Annotated in this window: 17 protein-coding genes; 2 read left to right on the top strand and 15 right to left on the bottom strand. The window is 45.0% G+C overall.

The window, feature by feature from the left end:
• Positions 1-55: 55 nt before the first annotated feature.
• The 8 genes from LFYK43_RS03370 to LFYK43_RS03335 form a co-directional block, all read right to left on the bottom strand.
• Entirely contained in the window at positions 56-712 is a 657-nt protein-coding gene (locus LFYK43_RS03370) for an ABC transporter permease (RefSeq protein WP_124975432.1), read from the bottom strand.
• Positions 712-1659, bottom strand: coding sequence for an osmoprotectant ABC transporter substrate-binding protein (locus tag LFYK43_RS03365; protein ID WP_124975430.1), 948 nt, complete (start codon positions 1657-1659; stop codon positions 712-714). The genes LFYK43_RS03370 and LFYK43_RS03365 overlap by 1 nt, the downstream gene beginning before the upstream one ends.
• An 11-nt stretch (positions 1660-1670) precedes the next feature.
• On the bottom strand, positions 1671-2297 hold the full coding sequence (locus LFYK43_RS03360) for an ABC transporter permease (protein ID WP_124975428.1): 627 nt from the start codon (positions 2295-2297) through the stop codon (positions 1671-1673).
• Between the two features lie 5 nt (positions 2298-2302).
• Positions 2303-3505 (bottom strand): betaine/proline/choline family ABC transporter ATP-binding protein, encoded by a 1203-nt coding sequence (locus LFYK43_RS03355; RefSeq protein ID WP_124975426.1) that lies wholly within the window; start codon positions 3503-3505, stop codon positions 2303-2305.
• A gap of 422 nt (positions 3506-3927) precedes the next feature.
• Positions 3928-5115, bottom strand: coding sequence for an aminotransferase-like domain-containing protein (locus LFYK43_RS03350; RefSeq protein ID WP_124975424.1), 1188 nt, complete (start codon positions 5113-5115; stop codon positions 3928-3930).
• Between the two features lie 191 nt (positions 5116-5306).
• On the bottom strand, positions 5307-5666 hold the full coding sequence (locus LFYK43_RS03345; RefSeq protein ID WP_124975422.1) for an iron-sulfur cluster biosynthesis family protein: 360 nt from the start codon (positions 5664-5666) through the stop codon (positions 5307-5309).
• A 76-nt stretch (positions 5667-5742) separates the two neighbouring features.
• Complete coding sequence (locus tag LFYK43_RS03340; protein WP_124975420.1) at positions 5743-6699, bottom strand: Dyp-type peroxidase; 957 nt, start codon at positions 6697-6699, stop codon at positions 5743-5745.
• Positions 6700-7284: 585 nt separating this feature from the next.
• Complete coding sequence (locus tag LFYK43_RS03335) at positions 7285-8481, bottom strand: IS256 family transposase (RefSeq protein ID WP_124975418.1); 1197 nt, start codon at positions 8479-8481, stop codon at positions 7285-7287.
• 104 nt (positions 8482-8585) lie between these two features.
• On the opposite strand from LFYK43_RS03335, the gene LFYK43_RS12480 reads away from it, so the two are divergent.
• Entirely contained in the window at positions 8586-8807 is a 222-nt protein-coding gene (locus LFYK43_RS12480; RefSeq protein WP_124975416.1) for a hypothetical protein, read from the top strand.
• Positions 8808-8970: 163 nt separating this feature from the next.
• Here LFYK43_RS12480 and LFYK43_RS03325 read toward each other — a convergent pair whose 3' ends face one another.
• The 5 genes from LFYK43_RS03325 to LFYK43_RS03305 all read right to left on the bottom strand — a co-directional run bounded on the left by LFYK43_RS03325 (position 8971) and on the right by LFYK43_RS03305 (position 14581).
• On the bottom strand, positions 8971-9645 hold the full coding sequence (locus tag LFYK43_RS03325; RefSeq protein WP_124975414.1) for a hypothetical protein: 675 nt from the start codon (positions 9643-9645) through the stop codon (positions 8971-8973).
• Positions 9646-9688: 43 nt separating this feature from the next.
• Positions 9689-10906: an MFS transporter gene (locus tag LFYK43_RS03320; protein WP_124975412.1), complete on the bottom strand. Its 1218-nt coding sequence runs from the start codon at positions 10904-10906 to the stop codon at positions 9689-9691.
• A gap of 642 nt (positions 10907-11548) precedes the next feature.
• On the bottom strand, positions 11549-12232 hold the full coding sequence (locus LFYK43_RS03315; protein WP_124975410.1) for a metal-dependent hydrolase: 684 nt from the start codon (positions 12230-12232) through the stop codon (positions 11549-11551).
• A gap of 216 nt (positions 12233-12448) precedes the next feature.
• Positions 12449-13660 carry an NAD(P)/FAD-dependent oxidoreductase gene (locus LFYK43_RS03310; RefSeq protein ID WP_124975408.1) on the bottom strand — a complete coding sequence of 404 codons (1212 nt, stop codon included), beginning with the start codon at positions 13658-13660 and terminating at the stop codon, positions 12449-12451.
• Between the two features lie 12 nt (positions 13661-13672).
• On the bottom strand, positions 13673-14581 hold the full coding sequence (locus tag LFYK43_RS03305) for a prenyltransferase (RefSeq protein WP_124975406.1): 909 nt from the start codon (positions 14579-14581) through the stop codon (positions 13673-13675).
• 652 nt (positions 14582-15233) lie between these two features.
• On the opposite strand from LFYK43_RS03305, the gene LFYK43_RS03300 reads away from it, so the two are divergent.
• On the top strand, positions 15234-16214 hold the full coding sequence (locus tag LFYK43_RS03300; RefSeq protein WP_124975404.1) for a polyprenyl synthetase family protein: 981 nt from the start codon (positions 15234-15236) through the stop codon (positions 16212-16214).
• Positions 16215-16855: 641 nt separating this feature from the next.
• On the opposite strand, the gene cydC is transcribed toward LFYK43_RS03300, so the two are convergent.
• Together cydC and cydD are read right to left on the bottom strand one after the other, a co-directional pair.
• The gene (cydC, locus tag LFYK43_RS03295) at positions 16856-18622 is read right to left on the bottom strand and encodes a thiol reductant ABC exporter subunit CydC (protein ID WP_124975402.1); all 1767 of its coding nucleotides are present in this window, start codon (positions 18620-18622) and stop codon (positions 16856-16858) included.
• A complete protein-coding gene (gene cydD, locus LFYK43_RS03290; RefSeq protein WP_124975400.1) occupies positions 18623-20335 on the bottom strand; it encodes a thiol reductant ABC exporter subunit CydD in 1713 nt (570 codons plus the stop codon).
• Positions 20336-20350 lie beyond the last annotated feature (15 nt).

The raw sequence follows: 20350 nt of genomic DNA, 5'->3' as shown, positions 1-20350 counted from the left end.
CCAGCAGTTGATAATACCTGCGATTTTGAAAATATTATAACACATCTAACATCGTCTAAGCTGCGCCTTGCGGTTGTAATTTTCTTTCGACCCAGCCTAAGACCAGGTCTGCAATGATCGCCATCAAAGCTGTCGGCAAAGCCCCAGCTAAGATGATCGCCCCACCGTTGGTAGCGTTTGTCCCCCGGATAATGATATCACCGAGACCGCCCGCACCAACAAAGGCTCCGATCGCAACGTTCCCGATCGCGACAACTAAGGCATTACGTAAACCAGCCATGATGACTGAGATCGCCAACGGCAATTCGACCAAAAACAGCTGCTGCATCTTAGTCATCCCCATGCCTTGCGCAGTATCGATCACGTCCTTAGAAACCGAGATCATACCGGTATAGGTGTTCTTCACAATTGGAAGTAAAGAATACAAGAAGACCGTCACGATCACGGTATTCACACCCAGACCAAGCGCGAGCATCAGGATCGATAACATCGCTAACGAAGGAACCGTTTGGATCACGTTAGCGGTCCCGATCGTAAATGAACTTAACTTGTGGTGGCGCGAGATAAAAATCCCTAAAGGGATCCCAACAACTGCGGCGATCAACACGCCATAAATCGCAATTAAAAAGTGTCGGGTAAATTGTTCGAGCACATATGAGCCGTTGTGAGACATATAGTACCAGAACTGCTGCCATAATCCCATGTTACTCATTATTGATCAGCTCCTCTGAAATAATTATGTTTTTCTAGAAATTTTCTGGCGACTACAGAAGGCTCATTGAGGTTATTATCTACCTCGTAGTTCAATTCTTGCATTTGCTTGAGATCGATTTTTCCATCCAAACGGTGCAAAAGTTTCCGCAGATCTGGATGAGCTCTTAAGAATTTGCCGTTCGCGACTAAAGAAGAGTCATACGGTGGAAAGAAGTGCTTGTTATCTTTTAAGACTTTCAAGTTATAACTCTTGATCCGGCCATCAGTAGAATAGCCGAGGACCGAGTTCATCTTGCCAGATTCAACGGCGGAATACACTAGCCCAATTTGCATTGGGAAAACTCGTTTGAAATCAAACCCATAAAACTGGGCAAATTCCTTGTAGCCGTCGCCTTTCCGGTTCATCCAAGAACTGTCGACTCCTGCTGTCATCGAAGGAGCATGACTTTTAAGATCGCTGATCGTGTTTAAGTTGTACTTTTTAGCCAGTTCTTGTGTCACCATAAAGGCATACGTATCAGAAAAGCCCATCGACGGGTAACGTACCTGGTCATAACGTTTTTTCAACTCACGATCGACAATTTTGGTAGCTTTTTTAGGATCTTTAACAGGATCCATCTGCAAAGTCCCGGTCAAGTCTGTTCCGGTATAGCTGGTTGCCATCACATCGGCATCGTTTCTTTGCAAAGCCTTTTGTGATACCGAACTGGAGCCCAAGTTATTGACCAGCGAAGTACTGTAATCTGTTTCATGTGTGATCAGCTCTGAAATAATATTCGCGATGATCTGCGATTCAGTCGAAACAACCGATGCTATCCGGACATTCTTTTGTGAACTGCCCGTGCCGCTTAAACCGGGGAATGAACAGCCGCTAATTAGAACTAGGGACAAACATGCACCGAGTAAAACGAGGTTCTTGATCCAACGATTAATGCTCTTTAACATGTTTTCACCCCCTATCGCTGTGAAACCGGCGTGAGGTGATATTCCAACCGGCCTAAGAGATAATCCACAACTAACGCCAAGATCGTGACAGGGATCGTCCCGCCAATGATCAAGTCAGGCTGGTATAAGTTCAAACCATTGAAAATAAAATCACCTAACCCGCCGGCACCAATGTAGGAAGCCAAGGTTGCCCATGCGATCACATAAACCGCGGACAAGCGGATCCCCGCCATGATAACTTGCATCGCCATCGGCAATTCGACCTGGACAATCGACTGCATCGTCGTCATTCCCATACCGCGCGCACTGTCTTTGATCGTTGAATCAACATCATTCATGCCAATGTAGGTATTACGCAGGATCGGCAGAAGTGAATAGATAAACAGCGCGACGATCGCAGGAACCTTTCCGATCCCAAAGAGCGGGATCATCAGGGCCAGCAAAGCTAACGAAGGGACGGTCTGCAGCATGCTGGCGATCCCAACAACGACTTTAGCCACCCGTGGGAATCTAGTCAAAGCCACCCCGATCGGGACAGCAACTAAGACCCCTAAACCTAAGGCCACAGCGGAAATATACAGCTGTTCCCAGGTTTTTGTTACTAACTCACTGCCATGTGCACTCAAAAAAGTCATCATAATAATCACTCTCCTTTGACAGTGGCAGTTTCTTGCTCTTTAGTTTGATCTTCCTCTTTTTCAGCAATATCATCATCCGAATTGCCCCAGATCGTATCGTAAACAACATCCACCATCGTCGTCCGGTTAACGATCCCCAACAGTTTATTGTCGTGATCGACAACTGGCAGATATTTGAACTCACGGTTCAACATCTTGCGCACAGTCTGGCGGACCAGTGTATCATTTTGGATCGTCGGCATATCCGTGCTCAACAGATCTGAGACACTGGTTGCCCGCCGGTAGCGGCTGGTAATTGTATCAATATCAACGTAACCCTTGAAGTAATTTTCATCATCAACCACCAAGAGGGTATCGACCCGCCGTTCACGCATCAATCTGATCGATTCTGGGATCGAACGGCCTAAGGTGACCTTGACCGGATCTTTAAGCATGATCTGATCGACAGTCGACAGGTCTGCGCGCGCCTGGCTCAAGCGTTCTTCACCCAACAGATTTTTAACGAAATCGTTGGCTGGATGTTGTAAGATCTCTTCTGGTGAAGCATTTTGAACGATCTTTCCGCCGTCCATGATCACGACTTTCGTTGCCAAGCGCAGCGCTTCATCGATATCATGGGTCACGAAGACGATCGTTTTCTTCAGCCGTTTCTGCAAATCACTGACCAAATCTTGCAAAGACTCACGTGTAATTGGATCTAAGGCACCAAAAGGTTCATCCATCAAGATCAAATCTTGATCGGCAGCTAAAGCACGGATCACGCCGACACGCTGCTGCTGACCGCCAGAAAGCTGTGAAGGGTACCGGTCTAAGAATTCCTCAGGCAGTTCCACTTCTTTACATAATTCTTCTGCTTTTTGGCGTTTCTTTTCTTCTGGCCATTTCAGTAAACGCGGGACCAGCGTAATGTTATCGTAAATCGTCATGTGCGGCATTAAGCCAATGTTTTGGATCACATAGCCGATCTGTCTTCTCAAGCTAACAGGATCAGTATTTTTAATATCCTTACCGTTAAACAAAATTTGACCTGAGGTCGCATCATGCATTCGGTTGATCATGCGCATCGTGGTCGTCTTCCCAGAACCGGAAGTTCCGATCAGACACACGAAGTCACCTTTATTGATCGTTAGATTGACCCCCTCAACACCAACACTTCCGCCACGGTAAACCTTTTTAACATCTTTAAAGACTAAAATAGGTTCTTCCATCGTTTTTTCCTCCCAACTTTTGCACTACTCAATAAAAAGATTAGCATAATATCTACTTTTTTTTAAATAATATGAATTTTATGCTAAATTTTTCTAACCAGAGCCGGCTCTGACACGCTAAAAAACAAGTGAGATTTAACGGTATTTTAGCAGTAATGACAGCGATTTCGCTTCAAGCTTCATTTTGGCGCTTATATTTATTTTAGCTTATCTATTTCAAAAAGATTTCCTTTCAAATAATAAGTGTTTTTTTATATTCGTACAGCCGCTTGCATGAAACCAAGGCAAGACGCCATCACCAAACTTTGAATTATGCAAGTGAAATCGACTTCCCTATTTTCTGAGCGGCTTGACTTAGCAGGCAAAATTTGGCGAAAAAAAAGACCCAAAAACAAAATTGTTTTCGAGCCCTAGTCTAATTTTTATGCAGTCAATGCCCAGCGTTCTTTAGTGATGGCTTGTCCTAAGAGCTGGCAGCCTTCACGGATCTGCTCTTCTGACACACCAGTAAAGTTCAGGCGCAGCTGATCTGCGCGCTGGCTGGCAGCGTATAATTGCGAACTTTCAATGAAGGTCACCGGACGCCCGTCTTGTAAAAGTTTGCCCGCGGATAAACCTTGCGGTAAAGTGACCCAGATAAAGAATCCTCCTTCTGGGCGCGAATATGAACAACCTTGCGGCAGGTATTCTTCCAAGGCTGCCTGCATCGTCGCTGCTCTTCGCCCATAAACTTGACGTAACCGCTGAATGTGAGCTGACAGACTGTTTTCTTCCAAAAACTGGTCGATCATTTGCAGGGTCACGTTAGAGGGCTGAAAATCCGAAGCAGAACGCAATTTATTCACTAAGTCCAACACTTCTTGGTCGGCGACCAGCCAGCCAACGCGTAAAGCAGGTGCCAATATCTTGGAGAAACTGCCAAGCATCACAACATTACCTGTCCGGTCAAAAGACTTAATGCTTGGCAGATCTTTGCCTTGATAACGTAAATCTCGGTAGGGATCGTCTTCGATCACAAGAAAATTGTATTTTTCAGCCATGCGGGCGAGGCGCTTGCGCTTAGCGACAGACATGCAGACCCCCGTTGGATTCTGGAATGTTGGGATCGTGTAGACAATTTTGACCGAGTGGGAACTGACAATTTCTTCTAATTGGTCAAGGTCAGGTCCATCATTTAGCATTTCCATTTCGTAAAAACGCGGTTTGCGGCTTTCAAAGGCTTGAATGGCGCCAATGTAGCTGGGTCCCTCGACAACGACCCCATCATCCACGTCTAAGAATAAGTCGGCCAGCAAGCTGATCCCCTGCTGCGCGCCTTGTGTCAAACAGATATTATTCTCGTCGATGTCGGTAATACCAGTCGTTTGCGCTTTGGTTGCCAACTTCTTGCGTAAGGGTCCATAGCCCGCCACACTAGCATATTGGTAGAGGTCGTCTTTGCTGGCCTGCGACCTATGTACGAAGGCTTCTTCTAATTCCTTTTTAGGGAATAATTCGGCAGCTGGGTAACCTGCAGCAAAAGAAATTCGTTGACACTGACTGCTTAAAGCAAGTAATTCATCCATCGCTGAGGGCTCCTGGATGATCCTCTGTGAGATTTTCGGCAACATAAGCATCCTCCTCCGTAACTTTCTGATTTCTAGGTTGGATTAAGCATACTATGGTTTTTACGTTTAGTAAAATTCAACTTATTCAGTTTAAGATGAGATATATTCATCCAAATCGAATCATTTGCATGCAAAAAGGACCAGGCCGCTTCGTCTTCAAACGAAGTGCCTGATCCTTGAAATTAAATCAACGCTTAAGCTGTGGCAGATAGATCCTCAACGGTAACCATTCCGGTCAGTTCACCACTGTTGCTGCCGCGTAAACTTAACATCTTGTTCGTCGGATTAACAATTAAACGCATCTGATTATCCATATACATTTCGCTGTAACCCTTATATCTAAAGGTGCCAATGTTAGATTCCAAAGCCTTGTTGTAATCTTTTTGCTCTGCACCCTTGGCAACAGCCACGATCCGAAAAACAGAGGCTAATGTGCAGGTTCCCACATTGGACAGCGGACCAACACCATCATCAAAGTCCAAGAGCAAGTCTTTGTCGGCATCCAAGTACTGTTGTAATTTTGCTTGTGCTTCTGGTTCTACATTCAAATACATAAAAATCTCCCTCCCTTAATCACAACTTGATTTTACTAATTTTTTGTAAGCTAAGCAAATAATTTGCCTGCTTGCATTAAAGTTCGCCTTCCGCGATCTGGTCCAAGGTCGGCCGTGACGGAATGAAAAATAATTGTCCACTCAAAAGGTCAGAGAACGTGAGCAAAAAGTCGGATGTATCAACCATTTGCTGGCACATCTGCTTAGTAACTTCCCAGTGGCGGGCATAGCCGATAAAATAAGTCCCGGTGTTGCCGGAAGCCGGATCAGAATAAGGAACATTCATACGAACGATTTTTTGTTCCTCACCATCGATCTCAATTTTCGAACTAACGTTATGGGCATTAGGCATCTTATCTTCGTCTTCCAGCTCCAGATCCGTGAACTTCTCGCGCCCCACAGCTTTTTCTTGCTGTTCGGTCTTTAATTTGTCCCAAAAATCCATATTATGCCGCCATTTTTGCGCGAAGGCATAAGAACCGTTGATATAATTTTCATCCTCAGCGCCGATCAATGCATAATCGGCAGCATCTTCAACTTGCGGTGCTTCAGTCCCGTCGACAAAACCAATGATCGCCCGTCCTTCAAAATAGCGGAAGCCTTTGGTCTCGTCTTGAACATCGGTGATGTCTGCCAAGAAACGTCTAAACTGTGCCTGAGCTTCATAAACCACGGCTTCATTGTTAGCCCGCAAATGAAAAAACAGGTCGCCAGGAGTAGCAGGCATGCTGTATTTGGGCCCTTTCAAGCCGGTAAATTCTTCGAGTTCATGCGGTTTTGGTGCATCAGGAAAAAGGTATTCGAAAGCAGAACTGCTGAAGCCGAAACTCGCCTTTAAGGAAGAAACACCAGTCTTGGGATCCGCATCCCTGATCCGTAATGACCGTAAGATTGCTTGATAACGGTCGGCAAATTCTTGAATAACCTCCCGCTCGTGAGCTTGATCTTCACGTTTCAGAGTTAAAACGGTAAATTGCACATGTTCTCCAACATCTTTCCACACATCTTGAGCTTGCTTTGGATCAACTGACATTTAAAATTACCCCCGGTTCAAATAATTAAGCAGCAAAAATCAGCCGCTTTTTTTTATGCTAAATTCACTAATCATTGTAAGCTCATCACAACAGTTCTGCAAGCAAAACGCCCAAATAAAAAGATCCATAGACCTTTTTTATTATTATTCTAAAATAGAAAATAACACAAAAAAAGTTTCTTCACCCCTCAAGGGAAGTCAAGAAACCTGCAAAGTATCAAAAATCAAAGGCTGCAGTTTAAAGTAGATCGCGAGCCGGACAAAGCTTAGGCTATTTTTTAGCTGCTTTGCGAGATGGCGGCTTGTTTGGGTCAAGTCCTTTTTTCTGTGTAAATTCAAAAATCGATGCAATGCAGCTTCCAGATCTTTATTTCAAAAAATTTAAATACTCATCGACCGATAGTGGGTCCAATTTATCAAAACTAAAATGTCCTTTTGAGCCTTCTCAATATGTTCTTACTGTCGTTTTGCTACCGCGCTGGCGCTTGGTGGCCCTTGGTGAGGAGTTATTAACTGTGCTTATTACACTACTCCCCTGAAGCTCAATAGCTTGTTAAGCGTGTAGCTACACTTGTTTTTGGATTTTTACTGAAATTCAGGTGAAAAATCGCGCAGAAATGTTCTTTTTTGCTCTTGCCACTGATCGTGGTAATCCTGCAAAATCGCTCCAAATAAGCGTTCTGCTGCAGCTTCATTAGGGAAGATCCGGACAACACGTTCACGTCTGCGAATCTCCTGATTTAAGCGCTCCAATGAATTTGTGGTTCGTAAGCTAATCTGATAAGGTTCCGGTTGTGACAAGTACTGCAGCGCATCCTCGAAGCCTTCATCTAATATTTCTAAAGATCTTGTATACTTGGCCTTATTGTCTTTCTTTTCCACCAGCTTTTCCAGTTCTGCTCTTTTTTCTTTGGCCTCTTGTTTTGTACTAGATTTAAAGATCTGGCTGACTAGTTGTCGAGCTTTTCGACTCTTTTTTTTAGGCATTTTGTCAGTAATATTACGAATAAAATGAGCCGTACAACGTTGCCAGGAAGTCCCGGGGAATTCCTTTTGAATTGCACGCTTTAGTCCTGCATGGGCATCAGAGGTCACCATGATCGGCTGTCTCAGGCCACGATCCCTAAGCTCTCTAAAGAAAGAGGACCAGCTCTCTTCTGACTCTGCCCCAGTGACTTTAAAGCCTAAAATCTCGCGTTTATTTTTTGAGTTCACCCCCTGAGCGATATACAAAGCTTTACTAACTACCCGAGATTCTTCATGGACCTTGAGATACAGCGCATCTACGTACAGATACGGAAACTTTTCATAAGTCAGTGAACGTTCCCGAAACTTCTTGAGCTCCGGATCCAAGCGGGTCATGACACTTGAAACGAATGACTTTGAGACCTGCTCCCCGCACAGATTTTCAACAATATTTGTGACTTTGCGAGTTGAAACACCATTAACTACTGCTTCAACCATGCTTAAAACAAAAGCCTGATCAGACCTGCAGTATTTTTCAAAAAGCTGAGTTGAAAATTGACCAGATCTGGTTCGCGGAACTCTCAGATTGAGCTTGCCGATCGACAAACGAAAATCACGGTCATAGTAGCCATTTCGCGAATCAACCCGATCCTCACTACGCTCATAACGATTTGCTTTTAAGAATTGATCCCGTTCTGCTTCCATGTAAGCATTAAAAACAGAAATCGCAAGGGCCTTCATTGCAGTGTTCATATCGGACTTGGTAATTGCCTCTGTTAATTCGTCGAAATCTAAGCTAATATTAAGTTGGGTCATATCATTTTCTCCTGTTCAATGTTTGTGTTTGGAAACCACATTGATTGTATCATGAGAATGATATGATCTTTCTTTTTACACAATTATAAGGGCACAACTCTTGTTTGTCTATCTTTGTACCAAACGCGAATCGATTGGCGGCTAGTTTGCCAAAGTATGTTCCAAACGTGAACCGGCTGGCTGTTAGTTTGCCAAAGTATGTTCCAAACGCGAACCGGTTGGCTGTTAGTTTGTCAAAGTATGTTCCAAACACGAACCGATTGGCTGTTAGTTTGTCAAAGTATGTTCCAAACGCGAATAGGTTGGCTGTTAGTCTGCCCAAATAACTAGCAAAACACCAGCAAATTTTCAGGACAAGAAAATTTGCTGGTGTTTTTGAAACTGCTCAAAAGAAATATATCTGTGAAGCAAACTAAAAGTGATGAGATCAAAGCTGCTTGCAGCGGCAATAAAAACTTTGCTTCTTCCAACTTAACTTGCGATCTTTAGTTAGAAATCAAATACACTGTAGCGCGCACGATCCGCCTGAACATCAACTGTCGTTTGATCGATCTCAGGTCGCAACTTTAAGATCACGCTCAATGTTTGCTGTTCTTTTTCATCCAGCTGATGCATCGTTGGAATATTAACAATGTTGCGCCCATTTGCAGAATATTCCAAAATATTATTTTCAACCTTAGGCGGTTCTGGCTGAGTCAGGTATTTGCTGATGATCGGGTCTTCGATCATATAAACGCTGGTCAGCAAGAAAGTGGTACATAAGCCCAATAAAAGATTGTCTTCCAACATGCCCTTTTCTTGAGCGCTCCGATCTGGATCACGATCAACTAATTGGGTAATGATATTTTCGAGTCCCGCCGACTGAGCAAAGGCATAACGTCCCTTAGAGAAAGCCTCCAGCGGGTCATCCCCTAAATAAATGATCAGCGTGTACGGCGCAACGTGACCATTGGTCTGGATCATCACCCGTTTATCGCCGTGCATCTCCTTTAAATCAGCCAAGATCCGATCTTCGAAATCCTGGGCTAAAACGGCGTGAATGGCAGAAATATTTAAAATTTTGGCTAACCCAGCGGCGTAATGCTTTTCGAACTGCGCGGCATATTCGCGCATAGTTTGGCTTTTCAGATCTAGCAAATCTTTTTTTGTATATTTGTCAGCCATCAAATCCCCCCTTCAACTTACACATTTATTATTCAAATTAAACTCATTTTTCGTTCGAGACAAATAATTTGCTTCGCGTAAAAGAAACAAAGTTGATCAACATGATCAAACTGCAGAAAGCAAAGATCCCACGATAGTTGAAAATTGCAGCGATCGCTGAGCCAAATAACGGCCCACACATATTGCCTAAAGACTGAAAGCTCTGGTTATAAGAAAAGACCAGGCTGGTGTTCTCCGGGGCGGTATTTTTGGTGAGCAAAGTCTGAATAACTGGCAGAAGTGCTGCATCAGAAACACCGGTCAAAAGCCGCAAAAACATTAACAGATAGACATTGGTGACAAAAGTGGTGGCAGCGAAAACGACCATCGCAAAGACAAAACCAAAAATCAGCAGTTTATGGGTCCCAATCCGATCACCCAGCTTGCCAAACGCCGGCGCGGCGATCACCGTCGAGATCCCGGGCATGGAAGCAACCAGCCCAGCCATCATCGTGACTGACTGCCCCGGATCCAATAATTGCTTAACAAACAAACTTAAAATCGGGTTGATCGACATCGTTACGACCTGAACCAGCAAAGTAGTTGTCAGCAATAAAAGGATGACTTTATTTTTGCGAATATCCGTAAAAGTTAAGGTCTTGGTGACAGTCTGCTTTTGTGCCGGCTGTTCTTGTTGCTTTTCGTGCACAAAAACCCAGGTCAACAAGAAGACCAAGAACATGATCACACCTGTAATGTGAAATGATGTCCGGTACGAGAAGGCATCAGCCAAGAAACCGCCTAACAACGGCCCGAGCAGATTGCCGGCAGTGATCCCGGTAACAAGGATACTTAGTGCATGTCCAGAATGTTGACGCGGGGTTTGAGCGGCGACCAAGGCATTGGAATTAGAAACGTACCCGCCAAAGGCTCCTTGCAGGGCACGCAAAAGAAGGAGCTCCCAGATATTAGTAACAAAGCCCATCAAAAAGATGACGATGCACATTCCGATCGAAGCGCGCAGAAGCATTAATTTGCGGCCTTTCTGGTCGGCTAATTTTCCCCAGAGCGGCGAAACGATGGCCATCACCAGGAAAGTGACGGCAAAAATCAGCCCACTGTATAAGGAGAGCTGTTCTTTGGAAAAATCGCCCAGTTCGGCGATGAATAAAGATAAAAAAGGCATGATCTCGCTCATGCCCATACCCGTCATGAAAACACCAAACCAAAGAACATACAGGTTTTGGCGCCATAAAGGGAGTTGTTGCATTTTCAATTTCATTCTACATAACTTCCTATCAATCACAGAGCGGAGCAATTCGGGAGATTCTGAGCATTAACGGAGGCCGAAGTTATAGCGCGGTTTTGGCGCTGTGGCTTCGGTCTTAGTTAAGCGGAAGAATCTGAATTGCGGAGCTCGACTACAAAAACAGAGCGAAACAAACCGAAAGACACCGAGCATTATCGGGTTCCGAACTTATGGTGCGCCTTTTGCACCATGGGTTCAGAGCTGGATAAGCGGAAGTGTCTGGTTTGTGGAGCTCGACTACAAAAAACAGAGCGGAGTCAAGCGAAAGAAAGCGAGCACTAGCAGACTTTGGCATTATAGTGCTGGTTTTGCACTGTGATGGCGAAGGTAGCTAGGCGCAACTTTCTGCTTGACGCAGCTCGACTACAAAAAACAGAGCGGAGTCAAGCGAAAGAAAGCGAGCACGAGCAGACTTTGGCATTATAGTGCGGGGTTTGCACTGTGATGGCGAAGGTAGCTAGGCGCAACTTTCTGCTTGACGCAGCTCGACTACAAAAAACAGAGCGGAGTCAAGCGAAAGAAAGCGAGCACTAGCGGACTTTGGCATTATAGTGCGGGTTTTGCACTGTGATGGCGAAGTTAGCTAGGCGCAACTTTCTGCTTGACGCAGCTCGACTACAAAGTCCAAGCTTGGTCAACTTCGGGCAAATAACCCTTTTGTCCATCCTCTAACAAGTCCAAAAACTCTTGCGGATCCTGCTTGATTGCTGGGAAGGTGTTGTAATGAACAGGGACAACAGTCTTGGCTTGAACTAATTTGGCAGCATAAGCCGCATCGTCAGCACCCATAGTGAAGTGATCTCCAATTGGCAAGAAAGCCAGATCAGCCGGCTGGTGACGAGCTACCAGCTGCATGTCAGAAAACAAGCCAGTATCACCCGCAATATAAATCAGCTTACCCTCACTCTTGATAGCTAATCCTGTCGCAACACCTATCGGCAGCTGGATCCCAGCGACTGGAGCAGCCGCTGTGTGCCATGCCGGAATGACTTTAACTGTACCAAAGTCAAAGTCCTCTGTTCCGCCAATATTGGGACCGGCTGTCTTGAACCCTTTTTGCGCGAAATATTTTGCCAGGTCCGTCATTGCAATGATAGTTGCCCCAGAATTTTGCGCGATCTCTTCGGTGGATCCGACATGATCGGCGTGCGCGTGAGTCAATAAGATATAGTCTGTCTCAGTAAAATCAGCAGCTTTAACTTGGGTAAAAGGATTACCGTCAATAAATGGATCTATTAAAAGCTGTTTGCCTGCAGTTTGGATCTCAATAAACGAATGTCCATGCCATATTACTTTCATTCTAATAGCCTCCAATTTTCAAGGCGTTTCCAGCCCAAAATGACTAGTTACACTTTAAGACACCTTTTTTAATACTTAGAAATACAAATTTCAAGCCACAGTAAATTATATTACACTTTATTCGAATTCTCTGCTATCTTGCTTATTTTATGATATAAGAAAAGCCTCACTCCCTATCAGGAAGCAAGACTTTCAAAGATTTTCTAAACTTTGATCCTAGTGGTAAAGGTCAAACCGGCCTTTAGCCAAGAGTTCTTTTGAACCGCCAGTTTCAAGTAATGACTTGTCCATGATAACTTTCTTCAAAGCAGAAGCAGCATAGCCCTTAACTGGAGTCTTAGTGCCGACAACACCAAAGGCGTGCGTGTTGCCGATCGAAGCAACAGTTCCCAGTGAAGTATATGCAAAGTCACCAGTCTCACGGCCAGACAATTGAGCCAAAATATTCTTAGCGGCTAATTCACCCATCACTAATGAGATCTGAGCAGTAGTTGGATATGGACGGTTGGATTCAGGATCCATCACTGCTGAGCAGTCACCAACAAGGTAAACGTTGCGATAATCTGGATCACGGAGATCGCTATCGACCATCATGCGGCCGCGACGTGCAGAGAAGCCTGATTCGTCAATAACTTTGCTGCCGGAAACACCTGTAGTCCAGATAATGGTGTTAGCTGTCAGTTCAGCTGTTTCGCCGGTCTCAGCATTAGTTTGATAAACAACAGTCTGCGGTTTGATTTCCTTGATCGGTTTGCCAGTTAAGAACTTGATCCCCCAGCTTTCCAGCTTAGCAACGCCATAATCTGCCAAACTTTCTGGGAACATCGGCAATAAGCGGGTCACAGCTTCAACCACGTACAGTTCGATGCGTTCTGGAGCCACACCTGCGATCTCAGCGTATTCGCCGCGAGCATCATTCAAGGCACCAAGCAATTCGACACCAGTGAAGCCAGCACCACAGACAACGATCTTCAAGTCATCTGGATTTTGAGTTTCTTTATAATCTTCTAACTGTTCGATGATATGATCATGAACTGCGATCGAAGTCTTAACATCAACCATTGGCAAAGAGTTTTCTTCAACACCTGGGATGCCAAATGATTCTGAACGGAAGCCTAAGCCGACGATCAAGTAGTCATAAGAAAGGACTTCACCGTTATCCAAGCTGACTTCTTGTTTGTCACGAGCGATTTTTTCAACCGTAGCTTGTACAAATGTTGTAACATCTGGATCGACTACATCTTCGATCGGATAAAGGATCTTTTCGGCAGGCTGTGTTCCTGCAGCAACTTCGTGCAAATCAGTAGCTTCGTAGTGGTAGTCATTGCGATCAACCAAAGTAATATGGAAACCACCCTTGCTCTTTTGCAAGAACTTCAAAGCACGTAAACCAGCGTATCCGCCGCCTAAAATAACGATTTCTTTCATTTGAATCTCTCCTTAAAGTGTAAAAATAATATAGACTAAATAAGATAAAGCTTGTGCAGCTGAACCGATTGCTAAAATTTTGACTGCACAGGAAAAGGTTTCTTTTTTGACCTGCTTTTCCTGAAACTTGCGTACATTTTTATAAATGACCGGTAAAACCAGCAAAGATAACAAAACGGTCCACGGAGCAATTTTGACGACCACAGCTAAGACCAGTGCAAGCACTGCCATAACATTCATTATAACAAATAATCGCACGGAATTCTCTTTTCCAAGGTAATGCGAGAGGGTATACCGCTGATTTTTTTCGTCTTCATCCAAATCGCAGGTATTGTTCGCCAGCATTAGGTTGGAGATCCACAAGGTATCAGGAAGTGAGATCAAGAAAACACCCAACACGGTTGACCAATTCCAAGTAAAATCTTGGTAAGTATTGATGTAGACACAGATCAAAGTGATCATGAAGCCCATGGTTGGACCGGAAAAGAGTTCCCCCAGCGGGAGGCTGGAAAGCGGTCGCGGTCCTGAAGAATAAAAGATCCCAACTAAGTAGCAGAAAACACCCAGTACAAGGACGGGCCAGCCGGCAGCATAACTCAAATAAAGACCGATCAAAGTCGCAAGCAAGATCATAGAGGTCATAAGTCCAAAAACTAATTTTAATGATAAATGTTCTCGACCAATAATGTTAGTATTTTGCTTGTAATTTTTTTCATCGACAGCATGATGGTAGTCATTGTAATTATCAAGGATGTCAACGGACATGTTAAATAAGAACATGGCAATGAAAAAAGCAAGCAGCAATAGCGGATGAAGAGAATGGAAATTGTACCAGCTATAGCAGGCACCTAAGATAAAGGGCAAGACACTGGCAGTTTTGGCTTTAATTTCAACAAGTTCCAAAAATACGGGAATAGGCAAGGTAACACCCCCTTTCAAAGACAGAGCGAAGCGAAACGGTAGAAAGTGAGCATTATCGGACTTTAGGCAATTATTGTGGGCTACGCAATAGTTGTCTGAAGTTAGATAAGTGCAGCTTTCTGTTTCGCGGAGCTCGACTACAATCACAGAGCGGAGCGAGGCGTTCAGAAAATGAGCACTAACGGACTTCAGCCAAGAATGCGTTTTTCAGCATTGTTGGCTGAAGTTGGTTAGGCGCAATCTTCTGCCTCGCGGAGCTCGACTACAAAAACCAGAGCGGAGCGATTCGGGAGATTCTGAGTACTAACGGACTTCAACTGACAATTCATTTTTCAGAATTATTAACTGAGGATAGTTTGACACTGCAATTTGGCTAAACTCCCTTGCTCCACTCTAGTTTTTCTCAATGATAATTTTATTCCAAAAAGCGGAAATTTGCTGAATATTAGGCCTGCGAGTCAACTAATTTAAGCGAACTATGTACCATAATTTATTTTGCACAATCTATTTTACCAGAAATAGCAGTAAACGAGAAGTTTTGCAGCAATTCTTTCCTTTTTCTCTCAATTAAATGTTTTTCACATCTCTCCAAAATATGGTTTAATATAGTGTATGAACTTGTTTCAAAAAGAAACAGGAAGGAAATAAGCACATGTTTACATTATGGAATAAATATCCCCGAATAGGCAAACAATTACACCAAGTTGAACGCTTGATCAATGAACGGCTCCAAACTAATAATCCCAATGTTAAAGAACTGTTGGATTCTATCTCGACTGATCAGGGCAAATTATTGCGCCCTGGAATTTTCTTACTTTTCAGCCAACTGGCAGAAAACCCGACACATCAAGATGAGCAGCTGATCAAAATCGCCGCTTCCCTTGAGATCTTACATAAGGCTACTTTGATCCATGATGATATTATCGATGATTCGCCTTTACGCCGGGGAAATGTTACTGTCCAGGCGCATTATGGCAAAGACGTTGCTGTTTATGCCGGCGATCTGCTGTTCACGGTCTTTTTCAGTCTGCTGGCGGAAGTCATGAACGGCTCTGTTTACATGCAATACAATTCAAAAGCAATGTACGAGCTGCTGCTGGGTGAACTCAGTCAGATGCATCTGCGTTATTCACAAGAGCAGACGATCGATGATTACCTCGCCAACGTTCAAGGAAAAACAGCAGCACTCTTCAAGTTAGCTTGTATGGAAGGTATCCACTTTACGGCTCCTGATGACGAAAATGAACATCTAGCTGGTGAGATCGGTCTAAACATCGGCACGGCTTTTCAAATCTACGATGACATCTTAGATTATTCGGGCACATCCGCTGATTTGAAAAAACCAGTCTTAGAAGATGTCGCCGAAGGAGTTTATACCTCACCGCTCTTATTTGCATATGCCAAAGCCCCAGAAGAGTTCCGCCCGCTATTGGCAAAAAAACAGTCGATCAATACCGAAGGGATCCAGCAAATTGCACAACTCGTGCGCAAACACGAAGGCGTCAATGAAGCACGCAAGCTTGCTCAACACTATACTGACCTGGCTTTAGAACAAATCGACCAGCTTAGCAACAAAAAGGCGGCGCGCCAGATCCGTGCTCTCGCCATCAAGCTCTTAAGTCGCGCATCCTAAAAAACTGCATAAATAAGTGGAAGCGCTGGATAATGACATTTAATTTTAGATAAAATTAGTATAACTTGATCGGGCTGCCTGTTCCTAAATGGGATGGGCAGCTTTTTTGTGAGCTCAGACGTTACTTTGCTAAACTTATGGCCGACCTCACCGGCTCGGGCGTTTCTTTGGCGAACTTATGGCCGACCTCGGCAGCTCGGACGTTACTTTGCTAAACTTGTGGCCGACCTCACTGGCTCGGACATTACTTAGTTAAACTTATGGCCGACCTCACTGGCTCGGACGTTACTTTGCTAAACTTATGGCCGACCTCGGCGGCTCGGACCTTACTTTGCCAAACTTGTGGCCGACCTCACCGGCTCGGACGTTACTTTGCTAAACTTATGGCCGACCTCACTGGCTCGGACGCTACTTTGCTAAACTTATGGCCGACCTCACTGGCTCGGACGTTACTTTGGTGAACTTGTGGCCGACCTCGGCAGCTCGGACGTTACTTTGGCTAACTTATGGCGGAGCTCGAGGTCTCTGGCAAAACTTTGAGAATGTTACATCATAGTCCCCGGTTCTAACCTTACTTTGCCAGTCTAGCCGCGAATTTATCAAACCAAAGTAAAGGGAATGGCAAAAATGCCATTCCCTTTTTAGATAGTTCCGCGATCGATTGCAAGCAACCGGCGGTAGTGTTCGTTTGTTTCGGCCAGTTTAGCTGGAGTGCCGTTGATTTTTAGTTCACCATCCTCAACAAAAATCACGCGATCCATTAAAGATAAGCCCTGCAAATGGTGTGTGACCCAGATCAAGGTTTTGCCGTTTAGTTCATGTACAAAAGTTTCGATCAAGTCCTGTTCAGTCACTGGATCCAAGGCTACAGTCGGTTCGTCCAAGATCACCAGTGGAACATCTTGCAGTAAGATCCGCGCCAAAGCCATCCGGTGTCGTTCACCGCCAGAAAAACGGTGTCCAGCTTCATCGACTTGGGTGTCTAACCGTTCAGGCAAACGCTCGACCATTTTGCTCAGACCGACACGATCCAAAACAGACCAGATCTCATCATCAGTTGCTTCCTCATTCCCAAATTTTAGGTTATTGCGGACGCTCGTTCTAAAGAGATATGGTTCCTGATCGATCACTCCCACCAATTGGCTGATCTGTTCACCGAAATCACTGACCGGGATCCCATTCAAGAGGATCTCACCAGCTGTCGGCTTGAGATTTCCGCGCAAGAGGTGAGTCAGAGTCGTCTTGCCAGAACCGCTGCGTCCTAAGACGGCGAGCTTTTGTCCCGAATTAATATCCAAGTTAAGGTTTTGCAAGACCTCACGCTCTCCATCCGGGTAACGGAAATTGAGGTGTGAAATTTTAAGCTCATATGGACCAGTCACACTCTCCATTAAACGCTGTTCTTTTTCAGTTGAAACAACATTTTCTGGCTCGGAGTCAGCCGATAGATCATTTAACCGCGCCAGCGAATCCTGATAGATATTGGTTTCCTGCGCGGCACCTGGTAAGGCAGTAAAGGCATCACTGAGAGGGAAAACTACTAGAACGAAAGCAGCGATCCAATTGGCAGCTCCCCCATGGTTGCCCGGAAATTGAAAGGCGGACCAGCACAGGATTGCCGCGGTCACGACCGCGATCACTAGTTGAACCAGAAGATTGCGCAAGTTTTCATTGTGCTTGAGCTGGCTGTCAAATGAACGCAGCCGCTCCTCTTCTTGATCATGTTTCTCCACGTATTCTTGACCGCGTTGACTGAAGATCCAGTCTGAAACACCCAAGACATTGTCGGTCAGGCCAGTATAAAGGTTGTTTTTGACTTGCTTTTGCTTTTCCTGGTTGGCACCATTCACAAGAACTGCTGTCAGTGGCATCAAGATCGTTAAGACGCCTAACAAGAGCAGCATGGCCAAGGCGAAAAACACAGAGAAAAAGCCCAAGGCGATTACAATAAAAATGTAAACCAGCCACCCGACGATTGTGGGAAAAACCGTCCGGAGATACAGGTTCTGAATATGGTCGATGTCATCTGACAACACGCCGAGAATGTCGCCGGTCTGGTGTCGTTCTTTGAAGAAAACCGCGTCTTTTTCCAAAATATTGTAGAGTCGCAACCGCAATTCACTAGTTAATTTTAAGACCCAGTTATGGCTGGTCAGTCTTTCCAGATAACGGAATACCGGCCGCCCAATCCCAAAGGCACGTGTCAAAACGATCGGGACATACACGAGTAGGATGTTTTCTGGCAGAGAAGCTGATTTACTGATCAGGTAACCAGAGTTAAACATCAAGGCTCCGGCACAAAAGAAAGTCATGAAGCCTAAAAAGAGCGCCAAGATCATCGTTTTAGCATATTTGCTCAAAAAAGGCTTGATCCAAGTGTCATTTTTTAATAAATGCAAAATTTTCATTTAGATCCTCCCCATCGCTTGTTGCAGTTTAGCTAAAGCCCCCTGCTTGTGCTTTAATTCATCCGGGCTCCCCGCTTCAACCACATGCCCGTGGTCTAAGACCAAGACCTGGTCCATCTGATTTAGCCAGTGCAAACGGTGCGTGGCAAAGATCACCAGGCGCCCTTCCATTAACGGGAGCATTTTTTCCTTCAATTCAACTTCGGTCTCAATATCCAAATGCGCCGTCGGTTCATCAAACAAAATGATCTTGCGCGACTGATCTAGAAACGCACGTGCCAGAGCGATCCGCTGGGCCTGCCCGCCGCTCAATGAACGAGCACCTTCACCGATCACAGTCTCTAGCCCCTCAGGCAGACTAGCAACAAGATCCGTCAACCCTACCACGCTGACTGCCTCATTGACCTGAGCAGTACTTGCGTCACGGGAGTAAAAACAGATATTCTCGCGTAAACTAGCGTGAAAAATATACGGGTCCTGCGGAATATAGATGACCTGTTTTTGCCAGTCAGGCTGCTTAAAAGAGGTCAATTCAACGTCGTCATAGCTGATCTGCGCTTTGTGCGGCTGGATAAATCCACTCAACAAGTTGATCAGAGTCGACTTGCCGGACCCGCTCAGTCCGATCACACCCACCTTTTGAAAGCCGGAAAGTTCAAAGGAAAATTGGTTAGTTTGACTCGAAGTGCTGTAGGAATGTTCCATTTCGTCAACCTTCAGATGACTAGCAGCACTCCAGGCAGGAAGCCTTTTTTCTGCGGGCAAATTTTCATCGAAAGCCAAAATTTCGTTGATCGCGCTAAAAGCCCGCTTACCGTTTAAAGTCGCGTGGTAATCATTGGAAAAATCCCTGATCGGCAGGAAGTATTCCGGGCTGAGCGTCAAGATGATCAAAGAAGGCAGTAAATGCATGCTGCCGGAGATCAGGTGCAAGCCCAAGAAGACCGCGACGACCGCGATCGACAAGGTGGTAAAAAAGTCTAGCGCAAAAGTCGACAGGATCGCAATTTTTAGGGTAGAGATCGTGGCTTTCCTAAAGCGCTCGCTCGTCTTAAAAATGCTGTTGCCGTACTTTTTGCTCAAACCAAAATATTTCAAAGTCGAAATTCCCCGCAAGGAATCAACGAAGTGGTTGGCTAAGACTTGGTAAGAAGCATACTGCTTGTCTGCCTTGTCTTGCGCGGCATAACCCAGGATGATCATAAAAATGACATCAACTGGTAAGATCACCAAGAGAAATGCGGCGGCACGCCAATCGTAGTAAGCGATCGCTGCCAAGATCACAAAGGGGATCAAGGCCATATTGATCATTTTGGAAAGACTCAAGCTCAAATAATCTTCGACTTGGTCGATCCCTTCCAGAGCCATCGTAGTGACGTTCCCCGTCCCCTCTTTTTGCGTAATCTCAGGGCCGACCCGAAAGATCTTGGAGAGGAGTTGGTTGCGCAGTTTTTGTGACTGCGTGCTGGCAAAAACATCCAAACGCTGTTGTTTTATGTATATACACAAATGGCGCAGCCCGTATAGGAGTATAAACCATACGAGCCACGCAATTTGCGCAGACAATGGAGCCCCGTTCCATAAACCGACGATTGCATGCGAGATGGTGATCGTCTGACCAACGATCGCGCCAGCCTGGAGCAGAGTCAACAGCATTAACAAGGACATGATCTTCTTTGCACCGGGGAGTTCCATTATCTTTTTATCTAACATTATTTATTATTTCAC

The sequence above is a fragment of the Ligilactobacillus salitolerans genome, from assembly GCF_003864415.1.
Classification (GTDB): domain Bacteria; phylum Bacillota; class Bacilli; order Lactobacillales; family Lactobacillaceae; genus Ligilactobacillus; species Ligilactobacillus salitolerans.
The sequence above is the reverse complement of the archived record's forward strand: the minus strand, read 5'-3'. Positions and strand labels throughout refer to the sequence as shown.

Bases quoted from the DNA above. Each gene is read 5' to 3' on its own strand.
- cydD (WP_124975400.1), bottom strand. From the start codon at position 20,335: ATGTTAGATAAAAAGATAATGGAACTCCCCGGTGCAAAGAAGATCATG.
- LFYK43_RS03350 (WP_124975424.1), bottom strand. From the start codon at position 5,115: ATGTTGCCGAAAATCTCACAGAGGATCATCCAGGAGCCCTCAGCGATG.
- LFYK43_RS03320 (WP_124975412.1), bottom strand. From the start codon at position 10,906: ATGAAATTGAAAATGCAACAACTCCCTTTATGGCGCCAAAACCTGTAT.
- LFYK43_RS03365 (WP_124975430.1), bottom strand. From the start codon at position 1,659: ATGTTAAAGAGCATTAATCGTTGGATCAAGAACCTCGTTTTACTCGGT.
- LFYK43_RS03355 (WP_124975426.1), bottom strand. From the start codon at position 3,505: ATGGAAGAACCTATTTTAGTCTTTAAAGATGTTAAAAAGGTTTACCGT.
- LFYK43_RS03360 (WP_124975428.1), bottom strand. From the start codon at position 2,297: ATGATGACTTTTTTGAGTGCACATGGCAGTGAGTTAGTAACAAAAACC.
- LFYK43_RS03340 (WP_124975420.1), bottom strand. From the start codon at position 6,699: ATGTCAGTTGATCCAAAGCAAGCTCAAGATGTGTGGAAAGATGTTGGA.
- LFYK43_RS03300 (WP_124975404.1), top strand. From the start codon at position 15,234: ATGTTTACATTATGGAATAAATATCCCCGAATAGGCAAACAATTACAC.
- LFYK43_RS03345 (WP_124975422.1), bottom strand. From the start codon at position 5,666: ATGTATTTGAATGTAGAACCAGAAGCACAAGCAAAATTACAACAGTAC.
- LFYK43_RS03310 (WP_124975408.1), bottom strand. From the start codon at position 13,660: ATGAAAGAAATCGTTATTTTAGGCGGCGGATACGCTGGTTTACGTGCT.
- cydC (WP_124975402.1), bottom strand. From the start codon at position 18,622: ATGAAAATTTTGCATTTATTAAAAAATGACACTTGGATCAAGCCTTTT.
- LFYK43_RS03325 (WP_124975414.1), bottom strand. From the start codon at position 9,645: ATGGCTGACAAATATACAAAAAAAGATTTGCTAGATCTGAAAAGCCAA.
- LFYK43_RS03370 (WP_124975432.1), bottom strand. From the start codon at position 712: ATGAGTAACATGGGATTATGGCAGCAGTTCTGGTACTATATGTCTCAC.
- LFYK43_RS03335 (WP_124975418.1), bottom strand. From the start codon at position 8,481: ATGACCCAACTTAATATTAGCTTAGATTTCGACGAATTAACAGAGGCA.
- LFYK43_RS03315 (WP_124975410.1), bottom strand. From the start codon at position 12,232: ATGAAAGTAATATGGCATGGACATTCGTTTATTGAGATCCAAACTGCA.